The sequence below is a fragment of the Haloferula helveola genome, assembly GCF_037076345.1.
Classification (GTDB): domain Bacteria; phylum Verrucomicrobiota; class Verrucomicrobiia; order Verrucomicrobiales; family Akkermansiaceae; genus Haloferula; species Haloferula helveola.
Genome location: NZ_AP024702.1, coordinates 5,379,344 through 5,398,075, shown reverse-complemented (window position 1 = coordinate 5,398,075; position 18,732 = coordinate 5,379,344). Strand labels below are relative to the sequence as shown.

Annotated in this window: 18 protein-coding genes, 1 tRNA gene and 1 pseudogene; 13 read left to right on the top strand and 7 right to left on the bottom strand. The window is 61.5% G+C overall.

Going from position 1 to position 18,732, the window contains the following annotated elements:
* Positions 1-216: 216 nt before the first annotated feature.
* From HAHE_RS20600 to HAHE_RS21790, 4 genes and pseudogenes are all read left to right on the top strand, one after another.
* The gene (locus HAHE_RS20600) at positions 217-771 is read left to right on the top strand and encodes a hypothetical protein (RefSeq protein WP_338687160.1); all 555 of its coding nucleotides are present in this window, start codon (positions 217-219) and stop codon (positions 769-771) included.
* Between the two features lie 1,030 nt (positions 772-1,801).
* Positions 1,802-2,065: a hypothetical protein gene (locus HAHE_RS20595; RefSeq protein ID WP_338687159.1), complete on the top strand. Its 264-nt coding sequence runs from the start codon at positions 1,802-1,804 to the stop codon at positions 2,063-2,065.
* Positions 2,026-2,256, top strand: coding sequence for a helix-turn-helix domain-containing protein (locus HAHE_RS21705; RefSeq protein ID WP_343218190.1), 231 nt, complete (start codon positions 2,026-2,028; stop codon positions 2,254-2,256). Before HAHE_RS20595 ends, HAHE_RS21705 begins: the two co-directional genes overlap by 40 nt.
* Positions 2,253-3,242, top strand: a pseudogene (locus HAHE_RS21790) (tyrosine-type recombinase/integrase); the annotation flags it as partial. The gene HAHE_RS21705 and the pseudogene HAHE_RS21790, both read left to right, overlap by 4 nt.
* Before the next feature lie 220 nt (positions 3,243-3,462).
* On the opposite strand, the gene HAHE_RS20590 reads toward HAHE_RS21790, so the two are convergent.
* Positions 3,463-3,553 (bottom strand) — tRNA-Ser (locus HAHE_RS20590).
* A 121-nt stretch (positions 3,554-3,674) separates the two neighbouring features.
* Here HAHE_RS20590 and HAHE_RS20585 point away from each other — a divergent pair.
* The 4 genes from HAHE_RS20585 to ispE all read left to right on the top strand — a co-directional run bounded on the left by HAHE_RS20585 (position 3,675) and on the right by ispE (position 6,304).
* Positions 3,675-4,076, top strand: coding sequence for a hypothetical protein (locus HAHE_RS20585; protein WP_338687157.1), 402 nt, complete (start codon positions 3,675-3,677; stop codon positions 4,074-4,076).
* 154 nt (positions 4,077-4,230) lie between these two features.
* Positions 4,231-4,692, top strand: a complete 462-nt coding sequence (locus HAHE_RS20580) for a MarR family transcriptional regulator (RefSeq protein WP_338687156.1) — start codon at positions 4,231-4,233, stop codon at positions 4,690-4,692.
* A gap of 71 nt (positions 4,693-4,763) precedes the next feature.
* Positions 4,764-5,432, top strand: a complete 669-nt coding sequence (locus HAHE_RS20575; RefSeq protein ID WP_338687155.1) for a polyphenol oxidase family protein — start codon at positions 4,764-4,766, stop codon at positions 5,430-5,432.
* An 8-nt stretch (positions 5,433-5,440) separates the two neighbouring features.
* On the top strand, positions 5,441-6,304 hold the full coding sequence (gene ispE / locus HAHE_RS20570; RefSeq protein ID WP_338687153.1) for a 4-(cytidine 5'-diphospho)-2-C-methyl-D-erythritol kinase: 864 nt from the start codon (positions 5,441-5,443) through the stop codon (positions 6,302-6,304).
* A 57-nt stretch (positions 6,305-6,361) separates the two neighbouring features.
* Here the strand turns inward: ispE and pyk are convergent, their stop codons facing one another.
* Genes pyk through rpoN form a run of 3 tightly spaced genes read right to left on the bottom strand, consistent with a single transcriptional unit; the run spans position 6,362 to position 10,295 of the window.
* Complete coding sequence (gene pyk / locus HAHE_RS20565; protein ID WP_338687151.1) at positions 6,362-7,765, bottom strand: pyruvate kinase; 1,404 nt, start codon at positions 7,763-7,765, stop codon at positions 6,362-6,364.
* Between the two features lie 24 nt (positions 7,766-7,789).
* The gene (locus tag HAHE_RS20560) at positions 7,790-8,845 is read right to left on the bottom strand and encodes a P-loop NTPase (protein ID WP_338687149.1); all 1,056 of its coding nucleotides are present in this window, start codon (positions 8,843-8,845) and stop codon (positions 7,790-7,792) included.
* A 49-nt stretch (positions 8,846-8,894) separates the two neighbouring features.
* On the bottom strand, positions 8,895-10,295 hold the full coding sequence (gene rpoN / locus HAHE_RS20555) for an RNA polymerase factor sigma-54 (RefSeq protein WP_338687148.1): 1,401 nt from the start codon (positions 10,293-10,295) through the stop codon (positions 8,895-8,897).
* A 216-nt stretch (positions 10,296-10,511) separates the two neighbouring features.
* On the opposite strand from rpoN, the gene HAHE_RS20550 reads away from it, so the two are divergent.
* The 4 genes from HAHE_RS20550 to guaA all read left to right on the top strand — a co-directional run bounded on the left by HAHE_RS20550 (position 10,512) and on the right by guaA (position 15,635).
* Positions 10,512-11,834 carry a UTP--glucose-1-phosphate uridylyltransferase gene (locus tag HAHE_RS20550; RefSeq protein WP_338687147.1) on the top strand — a complete coding sequence of 441 codons (1,323 nt, stop codon included), beginning with the start codon at positions 10,512-10,514 and terminating at the stop codon, positions 11,832-11,834.
* 120 nt (positions 11,835-11,954) lie between these two features.
* Positions 11,955-12,572: an HAD family phosphatase gene (locus tag HAHE_RS20545; RefSeq protein WP_338687145.1), complete on the top strand. Its 618-nt coding sequence runs from the start codon at positions 11,955-11,957 to the stop codon at positions 12,570-12,572.
* 65 nt (positions 12,573-12,637) lie between these two features.
* Entirely contained in the window at positions 12,638-14,092 is a 1,455-nt protein-coding gene (gene guaB / locus HAHE_RS20540) for an IMP dehydrogenase (RefSeq protein ID WP_338687144.1), read from the top strand.
* Between the two features lie 28 nt (positions 14,093-14,120).
* Positions 14,121-15,635 carry a glutamine-hydrolyzing GMP synthase gene (guaA, locus tag HAHE_RS20535; protein WP_343218223.1) on the top strand — a complete coding sequence of 505 codons (1,515 nt, stop codon included), beginning with the start codon at positions 14,121-14,123 and terminating at the stop codon, positions 15,633-15,635.
* A 4-nt stretch (positions 15,636-15,639) separates the two neighbouring features.
* On the opposite strand, the gene HAHE_RS20530 is transcribed toward guaA, so the two are convergent.
* Positions 15,640-16,143 carry a hypothetical protein gene (locus tag HAHE_RS20530; protein ID WP_338687142.1) on the bottom strand — a complete coding sequence of 168 codons (504 nt, stop codon included), beginning with the start codon at positions 16,141-16,143 and terminating at the stop codon, positions 15,640-15,642.
* A 110-nt stretch (positions 16,144-16,253) separates the two neighbouring features.
* Between HAHE_RS20530 and HAHE_RS20525 the strand changes: the two genes are divergently transcribed.
* Complete coding sequence (locus HAHE_RS20525) at positions 16,254-17,471, top strand: FtsW/RodA/SpoVE family cell cycle protein (RefSeq protein WP_338687141.1); 1,218 nt, start codon at positions 16,254-16,256, stop codon at positions 17,469-17,471.
* On the opposite strand, the gene HAHE_RS20520 is transcribed toward HAHE_RS20525, so the two are convergent.
* Together HAHE_RS20520 and HAHE_RS20515 are read right to left on the bottom strand one after the other, a co-directional pair.
* Positions 17,432-17,689, bottom strand: a complete 258-nt coding sequence (locus tag HAHE_RS20520) for a hypothetical protein (RefSeq protein WP_338687140.1) — start codon at positions 17,687-17,689, stop codon at positions 17,432-17,434. The genes HAHE_RS20525 and HAHE_RS20520 overlap by 40 nt on opposite strands.
* Positions 17,682-18,629: an RluA family pseudouridine synthase gene (locus tag HAHE_RS20515; protein ID WP_338687139.1), complete on the bottom strand. Its 948-nt coding sequence runs from the start codon at positions 18,627-18,629 to the stop codon at positions 17,682-17,684. The genes HAHE_RS20520 and HAHE_RS20515 overlap by 8 nt, the downstream gene beginning before the upstream one ends.
* Positions 18,630-18,732 lie beyond the last annotated feature (103 nt).

Here is an 18,732-nt window from a genome sequence, read left to right as displayed (position 1 = left end):
TTCCACAGATTCTCTGGTAGTGTGTAGCTTCCGGATTTCCTTGTCTCAATATTTAGTACCCGCCAAATATCCCCTGAGATGGTTGAGGATCCACGTCCAGCCATGGCAGCCGCTCTGCCTGCCGGCGGTATGGCGGAGAATCACCCGGTCCGCTCCCCGGGCCTCCCGTCCTTCAACGTTGGGCTAAGAAACTGAGCCCGGAGGCGTTCCAAAAGGATGAATCGCTTTCTTTGCATCATCCCGGTCCTTTTGACCACCGGGTGCGACGAATCCGAAACGGGGCAGGACGCCAAATTGGCCATCCCGGCAACCAAGCACGTAGAACCAGAATTCGAACAACCGATTGGTGCCGGTGAGGTCAACACCAGGATGGGACTGCACCCTGAATCGGCATCCCAGTCGTTCGAGCACGTAGAACCAGACTACGGGCAACTCATTGCCGAGCTTGGAATCGAAGCCGTGGTTCTGGCGATGCGGACAGATGGCGGAGAATTCGTAGAGTCCGAATCAGCGGGCAGAACGGACATGATTGCTGCCTGCCGGAGCCGGCTCGACACGCTAGATCTAAGCTTCCATGGGGAGGGCGTATTGATGATTTATGCCAGTCCCCGTTTCGGTGAGAGTCTGGATCAATCGAGCTCAGTCATTGGTGGGCGTTGCACGATCGTTGACATGGAGGAAGACGAGCTATCGGTTTCACCGGTCCTCTTGATCCGAGCGCTTCTAGAGGCATCTCGGCAAGTTTCTCGGGAGGATAAAGACACCAAATGAACAAGCCCAACAAGACACTGGAGGCGATCCCTCACAGCGGCTTTGTAGCAAGCTTGCCGCCCACTTCGGTAACTGATTGAATGCTTGCGGCGTTCCTGGTGAGGTTACCGGGATCGCCTCAGTTTTGACGTTGGGTGAAGACAACATGAACTCGCAGCTCCGACACTGGCTCCGAACAACTCAGATGGCGCTCCTCATTGTGCTATGTCTCGGGACAGTGCACGGGGACACATTGGCATCTTCTCTAATGCAAGCTCGCCAAGCTCAGATTGATGGAGACTACGAAGCAGCCCTCCGTGGATATCGGGGGGCGGTTGTCAAAATAGGCTGTTCTACCGGGTTCGTGCCATCGCGTTTGTGGTTTGAGGTCGGAGTTTGTGAGCGAGCAGTTGGAGCGCACGAGAAAGCAGTGGATGCGTTTGAAAGGGCAATTGAAGCTAATACTCTCCACCAAGAGAGTGTTGTATGGCTGGCCCGACTTGGGATGGCTCGGGCGTTGGAGGATCTTGGTCTTCACAAGGAGGCTGACGCAGCGCTCGAACCTTGTATTAATGAGCTGAGCTCCAAAGCTGCCGACAGCGAGAATGTGAATTGGAAACTTGAGAGGCTCGCCGTGACGCAAGATTGGTTGAGGAAGTGCAGGGCAAAAGAGAAATCCACGACCGGCGTTTCTCGCTGAGGCTCTTGGTGTGCTATGACGTTCCCCATTTAGGTTCACACCACTACCGCAACTGTCCACCCCCACTCACCGAGAACGTTGACGAAACTCCAACTTCCGGTTGACGTTCCGTAACTTTCCGGTATTTCTCGGGTCATGGCCCCCGAGGAAGCGCGAATTGTGGAGATCCCCGAAGAGATCCGGCATGTGTTCGGATCGTGCGTTCCGGGGACGCGAATGTACCAGGCCGAGGGCCCCGAGGGGACCTCTGGACCGTGGTTTGAGGCGGTCTGCGAGGTTGCCGGCCGGTGTGTCTCACCCGGTGGGGCCAGTATGTTTGCGCCCGTCTCTCGCGCTGCCGTTCACAAGAGCGTGAAGGAGGGAAAGCTGTCGGCTTTTTGTTTCTACGTCACGTCGACCCGCAGGAGCCTGTTTGGGAAGCAACGGCAGGCCCGCGAAACTCCGCTCGTCTACATTCCTGTCTGCGAGCTCAAGCTGTGGGCGTCCGAGCTTGAGGACCGGATGATCCGCCTCGGCCGAGTTACCCAGGAGGAACTCGAGGGGGACAGGCCAGATTGGGAAGGTAAGTTCTGGGAGTGGCACTCGCAGTGGCAGGCAAGCAAGAGGGGAGACTAGAAGTGAGTGAGGACGAGATTCTAACGCTCCGTGACGTGGCAGAGCGGCTTAAGACCTCGGTGAAGTCGGTTCGGCGCCGGATCCGGGACGGTCACCTGAGGGCATTCAAGGAGGGTGGTAGGGTCCTCGTTTTGAAGTCGGATCTCGACGATTACCTGAGGCGTCAGATTGAGGCGACGGCAACACGATGAGGGTTTTCAGGCAGAGTGGGTGCAAGACCTACCGCGTTCGGTTCTCCATTCGCGGTCGCCAATACGATGAACCGCTGGGGGTGCGATCGAAGGAGGCGGCGGAGTCACTTGCCCGGGAGCTCGTTCTGAGTCGCGAGAAGGAACTGGCCGGCATTCTGGTGGCGAAGATCCAGCGGGAATCCGCCCTAGCTCCTCTCTCGGAACTTCTGGAGCAGTGGATCGAGGAGGGACTTGCCCCGGACGTCACCGAAAAGCACCGGGTGAACTGCCGCAACAAACCGACGCGGGTGTTTCGGGATTGCGACTGGCGGCGGATCGGCGATGTGTCCGCCGTCGAGTTTGAGCGTTGGCGAAAGCTCAAGCGCAAGGGCGGTTTGCAGCCGAAGACGCTCAACGATCACCTCGCGCCGTTGAGCGCGTTCCTCGGTTGGATGGTCGACCAGGAGATGATTGAAAAGAACCCGCTCCGGTCCGTGAAGGCTTTGCGCGTGATTCGGGACGATGAGAAGCGGGCGTTCACGCTCGGGGAGCTGTCGTCCTTCATCCGAAGCGTTCCGGAGTATCGTGGCCACCTCTACACAGTCGCGGCGTTCACCGGTCTCCGGAAAGCCGAGCTGAAGGCCCTTGAGCGATCGCGAGTGACTTTGGAGGGGACGCGCCCCCGGATTGAGCTGGCTGCATCGACCACGAAGAACCGCAAAGGAGGCTGTCTCGTCCTTCACCCTGACGCCTTGGCATCGCTTCGCTGGCTAATTGCCAATGCGCCGGACGGATCGCGGAAAGTCTTCTTTAAAGGCGTTACTCAGATGGAGCGATTTCGGCTCGATCTGGCTTTGGCGGGAGTGGCCGAGTTTGACGACCGGGGCCGGGGGCTAGAGTTCCATTCCTTCCGGCGGACGTTTGCCACGTTTCTGACCTCTTCAAGCGTGTCTCCGGCTGTTGCTCAGAAACTCATGCGTCATGGGGACATTCGCCTCACGATGAATCTCTACACCGACGGCCATCAGCTCGAAATGGCGGGTGAGTTGGCCAAGGTGCCCCGGTTGCAATCATCCCCTATATCATCCCTCAAATCTGGGAAAAGTGGTCCAGCGGTGTCCAAGTCTGGCCACTTCTCCGACTCCCGTAGTAGTTCGGGATCGGCTCGTAAGTCCCTCAATGGGAACGGATTGGTCACCGCTGTCCATCGTTGTCCAAGGAGTGCGATGGCGGACCGGGAGGGATTCGAACCCTCGATACCCTTTTGGGGTATACTCCCTTAGCAGGGGAGCGCTTTCGACCTCTCAGCCACCGGCCCGGGACTTTGGTCGGGCGGAGGTTGCACACACGGGGCGCCCTTGGTCAACCGCCCGCGGGGAAAAAGTGACGGCAACTCACCGCTTGAATCGAAGAGGCTGCTGGCGACGCTAACGGTCCTGATGAGAGGCCTTCATTCGATCCTGTGCGCGCTCGCCTGTCTGTTGACTGCCGGCTGCGGGCTCTTCGGAAGCGACGACGAACCGGAAGAGTCGCCGACTGCGGCCAAGCTGGTCGGTCGCGTCGCATCGGTACATGAAGCGGATGGCTTCGTTTTGGTCCAAGGCTTCGATGACCTCAAACTCGGCGACGGATTGTTGCTCTCGGCTCGCGGAGAAGGGGAACAGACGGCCACCCTGGTGGTGACGGGCGAGCGCATGGGGCGCTACACGGCGGCGGATCTGAAATCGGGCTCGGTGTCGGTCGGGGATTCTGTGTATGCGCGACCGATTGAGGAAGAGTCGGAAATGCCGGCTACGGATGCGCCGATCGGTCTTCCAACAGGGGGGTTGGGCGCTGAGTAGAGGTGTTCAAACCCCTGTTTTAAAAGGAATCGCCAAAATAAGGTGATTTTTTTACAATTAGGTCTTGCTTATGATCAGCGGTAGTTGCTAGCTTTCTCCCCGCAAAGGCTGTGCTCCCTTACATGTCCCAACATGAACACTACAACCAGCCATCATGAAACTGAGCACCCCGGGGCCGAAGGGCTCCACGTCGCATGCCGATGCTGATCGCCTTGCTGACTTCGTCCTGTTCACGCAGCGTAGCTGCATCCTGAACCTCTCGTCGAAGCTCAACAAGGGTAACGTGTCGTTCCCCCAATTCTTCCTTATGGCCTATCTTTCGAGCGAGGAGTATCTGACGATGTCGGATATCGCGAAGAAGATGGGTCACTCGACCGCCGCGGCCACCGGCCTCGTCGATCGTCTGGAGAAGTTGGGATACGTGGAACGTGTCCACGCTGCCGAAGACCGCCGGAAGATCATGGTTCGCATCACCCAGAAGGGTGTCGAACTGGTCTCCAAAATGCGGAAAGAGATCGCGACGGATCTCGCCGGAATCCTGTCCGAGATGGATGAGGACCAGGCGGAAGCCGTTGAGCACACGAAACGCGCGCTGAACAGCCGCGAGATTGCGTGAGCATCGTAGCCTGCTGAAAAAACACATCCCCCCAACTGGCGGATTACCTGCGCCTCCGTTACGTTAGTGCCGTGACGGAGGCGCTCTGTTTTCTGGATCCCTTGGCCGAGTTGCCGGGGCTAAGGGTCGATTTCATTTCGAAAGTTCCCGGTGTCGACATCGACGGGGAACGCGACGAGGTGCTGGAGCGTCTTGAGCCATTCCACCGGGCGCATGTCCTCGAGACCTTCGGTCAGGACGACTGGTGGCGCGCGGCGCAGGTCCACGGACGAGAAGTCGCGGTGATTGAGGAGTCGTTCCGAGGGGAGCGGCGGCCGACGATTCCGGATGTCGATGGTCTGGTGACCGATGTTCCGGGGGAAATTCTCGGAATCTACGTGGCCGACTGTGGTCCGATCTGGCTGGCGGACCGCGTCAGCGGGGCCGTCGGGGTGCTTCATTCCGGCAAGAAGGGTACCGAGTTGGGAATTCTGGAGGAGGGACTGCGCGTGATGGCCGAGCATTACGGGACAGAGCCGGGCGACGTGACCGTCGTGCTGGGTCCGTGCATCCGCCCGCCTCATTATGACATCGACTTTGCCGCGGATATCGCCCGCCAGGCCGCGGGCGTGGGAGTCGGACAGTTTCACGACTGCGGCCGGGATACGGCCGTCATGCCGGACGACTACTACAGCTACCGTATGGAAAAGGGCCGGACCGGAAGAATGTTGGCGTTGATCATGCGCGTGCCGGAGGCATGATCGGTGGCGTGACCGTCGAGGCTCCCGCCAAACTCAACCTATCCCTGCGGGTGATCCGTCGCAGGGACGACGGGTTCCATGAGATCGACTCGGTGATGGTCACGCTCCCCGGTCTTCATGACCGGATTACGATCACTGGGGCCGATGAGGACCGGTTCGAGTGCGATGAGCCCGGGGTGCCGACGGACGGCTCGAATCTGGCGATGAAGGCGTTGGCGGTTTTCCGCGAGGAGACGGGGGAGATGGATCCGCTTGCAGTTAAGCTTGAGAAAAGGATTCCTCACGGTGCCGGTCTCGGCGGCGGGAGCAGTGATGCGGCGGCGATGCTCCGGGCGCTTGATACCCACTTCGGAACGAAGCTGGGTGTTGATGCCCTTGTGGAACTGGCGGCGCGAATCGGATCGGACATTCCGTTTTTCCTTGGGCCCCCGGTGGGTCGGGTGCTCGGCCGGGGGGAGATCCTCGAGCCGGGGCCTGAACTGCCCGAGTTGCAGGTGGTTCTGCTAAAACCGTCTTTCGGTGTTTCGACACCGGATGCCTATCGGCGCTGGAAGGATGCCCCTGCGGTTGCGGACGTTGATTTTGCGCCGCAGGTTTTGGATTGGGGCGAACTGGTGAACGATCTGGAGCGCCCGGTGTTCGGAAAGCATTTGTTTCTCGCGGAGATGCGGGAGTGGCTTCGCGCGAGACCCGAGGTCGCTGGAGCTTTGATGAGTGGCTCAGGCTCGACCGTGTTCGCGGTGCTGGAAGATCCGGGGAAGGCGGGAGAGGTAATCTCCGCCGCTAAAGAAGAGCTCGATCCGACCTTGTGGGCGTGGAGCGGGAAGACAGGGAGCGGCGTCTTTCAGGCGCCGGAGGGGATGCCGGAGTAGGCATTGGCGACTTCGAAGTCGCCACCCCGTCATATGGCGCTCGCAGAGCGCCACTCCTTACGCGTGGTGGAGCAGGATGGAGTTGGCGGCGATGTGGTCGGAGAGGAGGTCCGAGACGATCACCATCGGGCCGCCGGGTTGCACGAGACCGCGGTCGATGAGGAATTTGGCGGCGCGCTCGATGGTTTCGTCGATTCCTGCGGCGAAAGGCATCTTGAAGGCTTCGATGTTCCGGGTGAGCGCGAGTTGCCGGCAAACCGTTTCACGGGGCGTGAAGGCGTAGAATCCCGCGGTCTTCGGGCGGAGCATGGCGGTGTGGTTGGCCAGAACGCCGCGACGGGTGAGCACCACCAGGCGGGCATCAGGGAGCGAGTCCGACAGCGTCACCGCGGCCCGAGCGGTCTTCTGGCGCTCGTCGCGAAGCAGGACGCCGGTGCCGTAGCCAAGGCCTCCCGATCGTTCGATCCGGCTTGAGATTTTGACCAGTGCCTCGACGCAGCGCAGCGGGTGTTTCCCGATACTCGTCTCGCCGGAAAGCATGAGGGCGTCGGCTTCCTCATAAACCGCATTCGAACAGTCGGTCACCTCGGCGCGGGTCGGGGTCGGGTTCTGGATCATCGACTCCAGCAGCTGGGTCGCGACGATCACCCGGCGGCCGAGCTCATGGCAGCGTTTGATGATTCGGCGTTGCAGGATGGGGAGCTCCTCGAAGGCGACTTCGATGCCGAGGTCGCCGCGGGCGATCATGATCGCGTCGGACGCCTGGATGATCGCGTCGATGTGACGGACCGCCTCCTGGTCCTCGATTTTCGAAATGATCTGAGCGTTGCCCTCGAGGGCTTCGACCGCCGAGCGGAGTTCCTGGACGTGGGCGGCGTCGCGCACGAACGAGCCGGCGATGTAGTCGGCATCGCACTCGACCGCCAGCGACAGGTCCTTGCGGTCCTTGTCGGTCATCGCCGGAAGATTGAGGCGGGTTCCCGGAAGGTTGATGTGGCGTCGCGAGCCGAGCTTTCCGGCATTGCGGACCTCGCAGATGATCCGGTCGTCCTTTTTCGTCCGGATCTCCATCAACAGCGTGCCGTTGTCGACCACCAGGGTCTTGCCCTCGGAGACGTCATCCATCATTCCCGGGTAATTGACCGTGGTGGAAAGGGGGATCGACGGTTCGGTGTCGGCCTTCCTGAACTCGACGAGATCGCCGATCTTCAGTTCGTAGGGTTCCTTCAGGTCTCCGGTTCGGATCGAGGGGCCGGTCAGATCGAAAAGGACCGCCACATGGGTGTGTCGGGCGGCCGACTCCCGGCGCACGAGCTTGGCCATCTCGGCTGCCCACTCGTGTTTGGCGTGGCTCATGTTGAGCCGGAACACGTTCGCGCCGAGCTCGATGAGCTGGCCGATGGTTTCCGGGGATTCGGTGGCCGGGCCGAGAGTGACAACGAGCTTGGTCTTGCGGGGCATGGGGAGTGGCGGTGGCGGATTGGTTCAGGTCCCTGAGTGGATCGGGACGCGTTCGAGCAGGGACGATGCCACTTGGTGGAAGGCGGCGGAAGCAGGACTCGCGTCTGTAGGCAAAAGTGCGACCGGTTTGCCTTGGTCGCTCCCTTCCCGGACAGGCATCTCGATCGGGATTTGGGCAAGTAGCGGTGTTCGAAGATTGGCGGCTTCGCGCGCTCCTCCGCCATCACCGAAAATCGGGTAGCGGGTGCCGTGCTCGCATTCGAACCAAGCCATGTTCTCGATCATTCCGAGAATCGGCACGTTCACCTTGGCGAACATCGAGACGGCCTTGCGGGCGTCAATGAGTGCGACCTCCTGCGGTGTGGTGACAATGACCGCGCCATCGACGGCCACGGTCTGGACGATGGTCAGCTGGATGTCGCCAGTGCCGGGAGGAAGGTCGAGCACGAGATAGTCGAGATCGCCCCACGCGACCTGTCGCAGGAATTGCTGGGTGTAGCGGGTCGCCATTGGTCCGCGTACGATGACAGGCGACTTGTCCTCCAGGAGGAAGCCCATCGACATCAGCTTCAGCCCGTGAGCTTCGATCGGAATGATCTCGTCGTGTTCGTTGGCCATCGGGCGCTCATCCGAACCGAACATCATCGCGATCGAAGGTCCGTAGAGGTCGCAATCGCAAAGGCCGACCTTGGCGCCGGTGGCGGCGAGCGAGATCGCGAGGTTGGAGGCGACCGTTGATTTGCCGACGCCTCCCTTGCCCGACGCGACCGCGATGATGCGTTTCACGCCGGGGATCGAGCTCTTGCCATCCGATGAGTCTCCACCTCCGGCGCCCGGCGGCTCCTTGATGTCGATCTCGATCTTGACCGGTCCGATATCGGGTAGCTCGGCGAGGACGGCGTGACATTCTTTGAAGATCGTCTGCGGAACTTCCGGGTCCTTCGTGGCGACTTCGATCCTGACGAAAGAGCCTTGCTCATCGACCCGGATGTCCTTGACCAGGCCGAACGAGACGATGTCGCGGGAAAAGCCGGGATAGCGGACCTGCGTGAGAGCTTGCTTGATGAGTTCGGGTGTCATGCGTCTGGCCAGACCCCTAGGGAGGAATCCGGGCGGGATCAAAGAGAACTCAGGAAAAGCTTCGCCGCAGGTGGGAGGGGAGGATCCCCAGCTGGTCGCGGTATTTTGCCACCGTGCGGCGGGCGACGGGAATGCCCTGTGCCTTCAGAGCCTTGGCGATGGCGTCGTCGGAGAGCGGCTTGGCCGGGTTCTCAGCGGAGATCAGCCCCTGCATCGCCTCCCGAACCCCGGCGTTGGAGACCTCCTTGCCATCGTCGGTCTGGTAGCCGGCGGCAAAAAAGGAGCGCATCTCCATGAGGCCGTGGGGAGTGAGCACATACTTCCCGGCAACTGCTCGCGACACGGTCGTAGCGTGTAGCTCGAGTTCGTCGGCGATGTCGTTCATCGTCAGCGGCCGCAGGAAGCGCGGGCCCCGTTCGAAGAAGTCCGGCTGGTGCTGGATCAGCTTCTCGGCGATTGAGAGAATCGTTTCCTGACGCAAAGAAAGCGACCGGATCAGGGTGCGGCCTTCGCGGAGATTCTCCCTGAGGAAATGGCGGGCTTTGGCATCGCTCGAGGCCTTGCCCAGCAGGTCCTTGTAGAAGTCGTTGATCCGGAGCTTGGGCAGATACTCGTGGGTCAGGCGGGCGGTCCAGCCGTCCTCTCCGCGTTCGATGATCACATCGGCCCGGATGTAGGGGTTGCCGGTCGGATTGAAATCGCCACCCGGGTTCGGGCTGAGTCGGCCGATGGCAAGCGCCGCTTCGGAGATGCGCTCGATGCTGGTTCCGAGAGCGCGGGCAATCCGTGGAAAGCGTTTTCTTGCGAGGTCTTCGAGGTAGTCGCTGACGATTCGGAATTCGATCGTGTCGCGGTCTCCCCGGCGCTCGAGCTGGATCAACAAGGAGTCGCGGAGATCCACCGCGCCAACGCCGGCGGGATCGAAGCCGCGGATCAGCTTGGTGGCTTCGTCGATGTCTTCCTTTGCCAGTCCGAGACGGATGCCGAGTTCGCTCGGAGGCAAGTCGTAGAAGCCCCGCTGGTCCATGTTTCCCAGCAGGGCTTGGGCGGCTTCGCGAACCGACGGCTCCAGCAGGGATAGCTCCAGTTGCGCAGCGAGGTGCTGCTGGAGCGTCTCCGGGGCGACGATCGAGTTGTAGAGGTGCTCGCGGCGTTCCTCATCGTCCGCCGACCAGCTCAGATTCCGCCGTTCCATGATCGCCAGGTCCCGCCAGTCGTCATCCGTCTGGTTCATCGACTCGAGCGAGTCAGCCTCCTCGGGAGACGGTGAGTCCTCATCGAGGGAAATGGACTCGGTGACGTCCTCCAGCACCGGGTTGGTATCCAGTGCCTGACGCACCATCTGCGTCAGTTCCATCGAATTCGCCTGCAGGATCTCGAGGCTCCGCCGCATTTGGGGAGCCAGCGATTGCTGCTGGGAAAGCGATTGATGGAGCGACTGCTCAGCCATGGATTCGAGCCCGCAGAACCGCGGTTGCCCGAAACGTGGCGAAAAAGGGAACCGGTAGACAGCAGAAAATGTGCCAACCGGCAAATAAAAGTATTTGACCGAATGCCGGACCTGCCCCGATTTCGGGCGTGACGTGCGCCACGACCGGCTTAGGCGTGGGCGCAGCAACCCGATGCATCTATGAAAGCAGCAGACTTTTCGCCATTTGAAGAAAAAATGCAGTCCGCCGGTGTGGCGCGGGCGGCGATCGAGGCCTTCCGTCGCAATTATGAGGCCCTGTGCCGCGACGAGTCGGGGATGATTTCCGAAACCGATATCGAGCCGGCAACGGGGCTTCCCGAGTATCCCGAGTCGGTCTCGGAGCTCGATTCCGAGCTGCTTGCCCAAACAGTGCTGATCAAGCTGAACGGCGGCCTCGGGACCAGCATGGGGCTGGAGAAGGTGAAGAGCCTGTTGGAGGTCCGCCCCGGGGTGACATTCCTCGATCTCATCGTCCGGCAGGTTTCCTCGCTGCGGGAATCGTCCGGTGCTCCGGTTCGGCTGCTGTTCATGAACAGCTTCGCGACGAGCGAGGATACCCTCGGACACTTGGAAGAGCATGCGCCCGATGGTCTGAAAGGGGTGACGGAGGTCGAATTGATGCAGAATCAGGTACCGAAGATCAACGCCGGATCGTTGCAGCCGGTCGAGTGGCCGGAGAATCCGGCACTGGAATGGTGTCCTCCGGGTCACGGGGACCTGTATCCGGCGCTGATCGGCAGCGGGTGGCTGGATCGGCTGCTGGCCGACGGGGTTCGCTATGCCTTCGTTTCGAATTCCGACAATCTCGGTGCGGTGCTTTCGCCGGAACTCCTCGCATGGTTCGCGGAGTCCGACGCCCCGTTCCTGATGGAAGTGACGCGGCGCACGCCGGCGGACCGGAAGGGGGGGCATCTGGCCGTCCGCAAGGCCGACGGTCAACTGCTGCTGCGCGAGGTAGCCCAGTGTCCTGAGGAGGATCTTGAGGCCTTCCAGAACATCGACACCCACCGCTACTTCAACACCAACTCGATCTGGCTGAGGCTCGACAAGCTGAAGGAGGCTCTGGAGTCGGCAGGGGGAGTGCTCCCGCTACCGATGATCCGCAACCTCAAGACGGTCGATCCCCGCGACAAGTCATCCACGCCGGTGATCCAGCTCGAGACCGCCATGGGGGCAGCGATCGAGTGCTTCCCGGGAGCACGAGCCATCGAAGTTCCACGGTCCCGCTTTGCTCCGGTGAAGACCTCGGGCGACCTGTTCGCGCTGCGTTCCGACGCCTATGAAATCGGTGCCGACGGGCGGGTGCAGCTCATCGAGGAGAGGGCTGGGAAGCCGCCGGTTGTGAAGCTGGACGACCGCTACAAGTTCGTTGACTCACTGGCCTCGCTCGGAGTCCCGTCCTTGGCAAAATGCAATTCTCTAACCGTGACTGGGGAAGTCCGGTTCGAAGACGGCGCCGTCGTTGAGGGCGATGCGGTCTTCGACGGATCGGAGGATCCCGTCGTGGTCGAGAAGTAAGTGGTCGCTGGGAGTCAGCGGGTTGCGGAGGGCGAGACCGCGGGTGCACCGCCGTCCGTGACGAAAAACTGTGTTTTGAATCCTTGCCTTCGGCCCGCCGACTGCTACGCCGTCCGCGCGATGGCGAAAGTCGGTCCCCTTGAACTAGCTGTGGATGGCATTGAAGCCATCGTCTTCGACTGCGACGGAACCTTGGTCAATTCGATGCCCGCCCATTTCGCGGCGTGGTGCGATGCCCTGGCCTACTACGGCGCAGCCAATGTGTTCCAAGAGGACGTCTTCTACGCAATGGGCGGTCGCCCGACCAAGGACATCGTGGTCGACCTCAACGGCGAATACGGGTTGAGGTTGGATCCCGAGGCGGTCGCGATGAAAAAGCGCGAGGCGTTTCTGGAGCGGCTAGCAACCATCGAACTGATCGACGAAGTCGTCGAGTTCGCCCGGAGCCAGCGTGGCAAGCTGCCGATGGCGATCGCGACCGGCGGCACCCGGATGGTGATCGAGAAGACTCTGCAGGCGGTCGGGATTTCCGACCTTTTCGACGACGTGGTGACCGCTGACGATGTCGCGGTCGGCAAGCCGGCTCCCGACATTTTCCTCAAGGCAGCCGAGCTCCTTGGCGCCGATCCGCGGAAGTGTCTCGCCCTTGAGGATGCCCCCGCGGGCATCATGGCGGCCCAGCAGGCCGGGATGAGGGTCGTGGCGGTGCCGGCTCCGATGGATTTCGCCAATTACTGATTCGGAATTTCGCGCCGGTCCCGATTCGGGCTTGATTCAGAGCGGCGCGCTCCATTGACTCCGCCATGGCGGACATCACACTTGGGCTTTCTTTCGACGACGTCCTTCTCGTGCCCCGGTTGAGCGCGGTGCTCCCGGCAACCACCGACCTGTCCACCCGGCTTACCGGAGAGATCGATCTTCGAATTCCGGTCGTCTCCGCCGCGATGGACACGGTGTCCGAGTCGGAGCTGGCGATCGCACTCGCCCGTGAAGGCGGTATGGGTGTGATTCACCGGGCGTGCACCATCGAGCAGCAGGCGTCGATGGTCTCACGGGTCAAGCGCTCCGAGAACGCGGTGATCCTGAAGCCCCTGACGGTCCGCAAGGATCAGACGGTCGAGGATGTCCGTGCGATCATGCACGAGCATGGCTTTTCCGGCTTTCCGGTTGTCGACGAGAACGGCCGCCTCGAAGGAATGATCACCGGCCGGGATATCCGTTATCTCGATCGTGAGAACGCCGCGGTGTCCGAAGTGATGACGCCCCGCGAACGCCTCGTAACCTCGACGCCGGATACGGAACTCGAGGAGGCACGGCGGATTCTCTATCAGAACCGCATCGAGAAGCTTCCGCTGGTCGATGCCGATGGAAGGCTGGTCGGATTGATCACAGGTGCGGACATCGAAAAGCGCGCGGCTTTCACCGATGCCGCGAAGGATCCGAACGGTCAGCTCCGCTGCGGTGCGGCGGTGGGTGTCGGACCGGATTGCGTAGAGCGTGGCCAAGGCATGCTAGAAGCCGGTGCCGATGCGTTGTTCATTGATGCGGCGACCGGTCACACGACTCGCGTGATGGAAGTGATCAGCAAGCTGCGGTCGCTTTCCGACCGTCCTGTGGTGGCAGGCAATGTCGTCACCGAGCAGGGCGCAAAGGATCTCATCGATGCCGGTGCCAGCGCACTGAAAGTCGGTGTCGGTCCGGGTTCGATTTGCACCACGCGGGTGATCGCCGGTGTGGGGATGCCTCAGTTCACCGCGATTCAGAACGTCGCACCGTATGCCCGCTCGAAGGGGGTGAAGGTGATTGCCGACGGTGGTGTTCGTTACTCCGGCGATGTCGTCAAGGCGCTCGCTGCCGGCGCGGATCTGGTGATGCTCGGATCTCTGCTGGCCGGAACACGGGAGAGTCCCGGGCAGACGGTCTACTCACAGGGCCGCCGTTTCAAAACCTACCGCGGCATGGGATCGATCGGTGCCATGAAGAAGGGCGCGGGTGACCGCTACAGCCAGAACTCCTCGGGGAAACTGGTGGCGGAAGGTGTCGAAGGCCGCGTGCCCTACAAGGGGCCGCTTGCCGACGTGATTTTCCAACTCATGGGCGGCCTTCGCTCCGGCATGGGCTACCTAGGTGCCGGTTCGCTGGAGGAGCTCCGCGAACGTGCCGAGTTCACCCGGATCACGCCGGGAGGTCTCCGGGAAAGCCACGTGCACGACATCGTCATCACCGAGGAGCCGACCAACTACCAACCTATCAGCTGAGCCTCGAACACCTGCCATCATGGAGGAGATTCAACACGTAGCCGTCATCGATTTCGGCTCCCAGTACACGCAACTGATCGTACGTCGGGTTCGGGAGCTCGGGTATTTCGCCAAACTGTACGCTCTCGAGGAGTTCCCCGATATCGGCAAGCCGGGTGCGATCATTCTGTCGGGTGGTCCTAAGAGCACCAGCGAGCCCGACGCGCCGGATATCGATTTCGAGGCCTTGTCAGGATTCGGTGTCCCGGTTCTTGGCGTTTGCTACGGCATGCAGCTCCTCAACATCAAGTTCGGTGGCAGCGTGCATGCGAGCGACCGCCGCGAGTATGGTCCTGCCAAGTTGGTTCCGGCGGCTCCCGAAGGTCTCTTCGAAGGGCTTTCGCACGAGTCGCAGGTTTGGATGAGTCACTCGGATACCGTCGAGAATCTGGCGGACACCTGTTCGGTCATCGCCCGCAACCAGCATGGGACGCCTGTCGCTTTGAGCTGGGGCAACGGTTTCTTCGGAATCCAGTTCCATCCCGAGGTGACCCACAGCCACGAAGGCACCCGAATCCTCCACAATTTCCTGCTGCAGGCGGAGAAACTCGAACCGTTCCGGATCGAGGACTTCAAGAAGGAGGTCATCGACGGGATCCGTGCAACGGTCGGCGACAAGCAGGTCGTTTGCGGTGTGTCCGGAGGTGTCGATAGCACGGTCCTCGCGGTGCTCCTCAATGAGGCGGGAGTCAACGTCAGGGCGATCTTTGTCGATCACGGGCTGATGAGGAAGGACGAGGGCGACGAGGTCCGGAACAACTTCCACCGAATGGGCGTTCCGATTGAAACCGTCGAAGCCAGCGAGCTGTTTCTCTCGAGGCTTGCGGGTGTGACTGAGCCCGAGAAGAAGCGCGACATCATCGGGAACCTTTTCATCGATGTCTTCTGGGACGCGGTGGGCGACGCCGAAATGCTCGCGCAGGGTACCTTGTATCCCGACGTGATCGAAAGTGCGTCGAACGCGAAGTCCAAGGCTTCCAAAATCAAGACGCACCACAACCGCGTCGACCGGATTCTCGAACTGCAGGCGGAGGGCAAAGTCCTCGAGCCGCTTGCCGAGCTGTTCAAGGACGAGGTTCGGGCGCTGGGCAAGTCACTCGGAATCCCGCACGATATCCTGCACCGCCATCCGTTCCCCGGGCCGGGGCTCGCGGTTCGTTGTCCCGGTGAGGTCACGCAAGACCGGTTGGAGATCATCCAGGACTGCGACGCGATCTTCATCAACAAGCTCAAGGACTCCGGTTGGTATGACCGTGTTTGGCAGGCGTATGCGGCCTTGGTTCCCGTGAAGACCGTTGGGGTCAAGGGCGACGAGCGGAGCTACGAATGGGCGATCGCATTGCGGGCGGTCATCAGCGAGGACGCCATGACCGCCGACTGGGTGGAGCTTCCGTATCAGCTCCTTCGCGAGACAAGTCACGAGATCCTCAACGAGGTCGCCGGGATCAACCGGGTGCTCTACGATATCTCGACGAAGCCGCCGGCGAGCATCGAGTGGGAGTGATTCTCTAGGGTGCGGACCGGGGCGACTCGGTCCAGGCGAACCGCTCGAGCAGCCACTTGCCGTCGGTTTTCCGCCAGCGGCTATCGACATCGACGATGCCGTCCACCGGGCGCCGGTCGGGCAGGTCGACGACGGCGTCGGCCGAGAAACGGACGGTCGCCGTCTCGCCGTCCACGTCGACCGACTGGATTTTCAGGTCGTTGACGGTGATCGAGCGGCAGTACTTCGCGACCGCCGAATAGAGGGCCGAAACTGTGTCGCGATTCAGATCGGGGCCAAGGTCCTGGGCGAGCGAAGGTGGGGAATCGATCTCGAGGGAGCCGGCAACGAACTCGGCGACATTGGGACCGCGGGCACCCCTGCCGATGTCACTCATGGAAGCCGGTACGACAGCGGTGTCGATCAGACTCGAGACCCGCCGCTTCAGGACTTGGGTGGCGGAGAACCACCAGAGAAGGAATGCCACCGCGGCAGCGGCGATCGCGACGACCATGAGGGGTTTCTTCACCCGGAAAAGCTCAGGGTGGAGGCCAGCCCGGGCAAGTTTGGATTCGGGACTTTGTTGGCTTGCTTCCGGACGGCGATTTTGGGGTGCTGCGGCCTGCCATGACGCCGCTGTTGCGCAAATTGCTCGGAATCAACTGGGCGCTCGTCATCACGATGTACGGGTTGCTGGTGTTCGGCGTCTTTTCGATCGAGAGCGCCGCCCGGCATCTGCCCGGCGGCGGCGAGCAGTTCGCCAACGCGCAGAAGACGTGGATCCTGATCGGCTCAGGCGTTTACCTGATCACGGCTTTGATCGATTACCGGTGGTTCCGGTGGCTCGGGATTCCGATGTATGTGGTGGGTGTCGGTCTCTGTGCCGCGATCATGAATTCGGACAGCGAGGTGCACCAGATCACGGTTGCCGGTCTGAGCTTTCAGCCGGCGCAGCTCGCGATCGCCTCGGGAATCCTGATGCTTTCCTGGTTGCTACAGGATCTGCCCCGGCTCGGTCGGATGATCCCGAAGGTCGGTTGGCTGTTGGAGGAGCCGTTTGTGAAGGTCGGTCTCGTCGGAGTGCTTACCGGCATACCTTTTCTCGTGGTGGTGAAGATGGGAGATATGGGATCGGCGCTGGTCTGGATCCCGGTGGCACTGGTCGCCCTGATCGTGAGTGGCGTGCCTTTTCGCTACCTGAGCTTCATGGGGTTCATTGCGATGGCCATCCTGCCATTGCTCTACTTCATCGTCCTGCCGCAGGCGTCGGAACGCGGTGCGGCGCGGATCGACCTGTTTCTGGACATGCTTCAGGACAAGCCGGTCGACACCAGCGGAGATGCCTACGCGCCTTACAACATCGCGATCACCATCGGGCATGCGGGCTGGGGCGGTCTCGGTTGGATGGCGACGGAGGAGCACGGGTCGATGCACGACCGACGGATGATTCCGGTCAACACGGTGCACAACGACTTCATCTTCCCGGTCATCGCCGAGGAGCAGGGCTTCCGTGGCGGGCTGCTGCTGATCTCCGCGTTCATGCTGTTGCTGGTGATCTGTCTGTTCATCGCCAGCTACGCCCGCGACCCGATGGGCCGGATCATCGTGGGCGGGGTGGTTGCGCTTTTCTTCGCCCACATTTTCGAGAACATCGGGATGTGTATTCAGCTGATGCCGATTACCGGTATTCCGCTGCCGCTGATCAGCTACTCCGGAACCTTCGCGGTGATGTGCATGTTCCTGCTCGGGCTGGTGCAGAGCGTGTGGGTTCACCGCAAGCCGGTGAGGGTCGAGGCGGTGGTCGAGAAGGAGGAGCCTCAGTCGCCGGGATTGATCATCTCGAGCGACGTCCGGTAGGCCTTTTCGTCGAAGGGCTTCTTGGATCGGTACATCCGGTCGGTCTCCTCCGCCAGACATCGGGCGATCGCCTCGCGGGCTTCGTCATCGGACAGCCCGGCTTTGGTCAGCCGGTCGTACTGTTTCCGAACGTAGGGAGTGGAGTCCGATTCAAGTTGCTGGTCGACCGCGCCGAGCAGTTCTTCGAAGAACGCGTCAGCCTGTTCGTCTTCATCCATGGGAAAGTTCATCGCGGAGGTGGTCGAGGGGTGGATCGAGAATTTGGAGCCAGGGCGTGAAGTCGGATGGCACCGGGGCTTCGAACGAGAGTCGCCTGCCATCGAGATGATCAAAGGCAAGCCGCCACGCGTGTAGCATCAATCGCCCGGGCTTGGCTCGTTGTCGGGCGGGTTTGGCGTAGATCGGATCACCGATCAAAGGGCAGCCGGAGTGGAGCATGTGGACGCGGATCTGGTGTGTCCGGCCGGTGTGCAGGTGGCAGTGGACGAGGCTGCTGTCGGTCGCCGGATCGGTCACGAGCAGTCGGTAGTCGGTGATCGAAGCCCGTCCGCCGGGCGGGTTCACGACGGCCATTTTCATCCGGTTGACGGGGTGCCGTCCGATGTGGGTGAAAACGGTATCCTGTTCCTTCGGCGGCTTTCCCTGGACGACCGCGAGGTAGTGCTTGGCGGTCGAGCGACCGGCGAACTGTTCGACCAACGAGCGATGCGCGGTGTCGGTCTTGGCAACGACCATGCAGCCCGAGGTGTCCTTGTCGAGGCGGTGAACGATGCCCGGTCGCTCGACTCCGCCGATCCCCGAAAGCTTGCCCTTGCAGTGGTGCAGCAGCGCGTTGACGAGGGTGCCGTCGGGATTGCCGGCGGCCGGGTGGACGACCATGCCGTGGGCCTTGTCGATCACGATCACGTCGTCGTCCTCGTGCAGAATCGAAAGCGGGATGTCTTCCGGCAGCGCCTCGTCGGGTACGGCTTCCGGGACTTCGACCTGGATTCTGTCTCCCAGTGACACCGCATCCCTCGGTTTGGCCGGCTGTCCGTTGATCCGGATGTGCTGCTCCCGGATGAGAGACTGGATCCGCGAGCGTGACAGGTCGTCGAGCCGGGATGCCAGGTAGGCATCGAGCCGGGTGCCAGCGTCGTTCTCGACATGGATCTCCATGGGTCGGGCGAGCCTCGGTCCTCCGCCTCGTCCCTGTCAACCCGTGGGGCGGATCGGCGGATCCTTTGAATGTTTGAAGTTTTCCGCGAGACCCGTTCGTAGG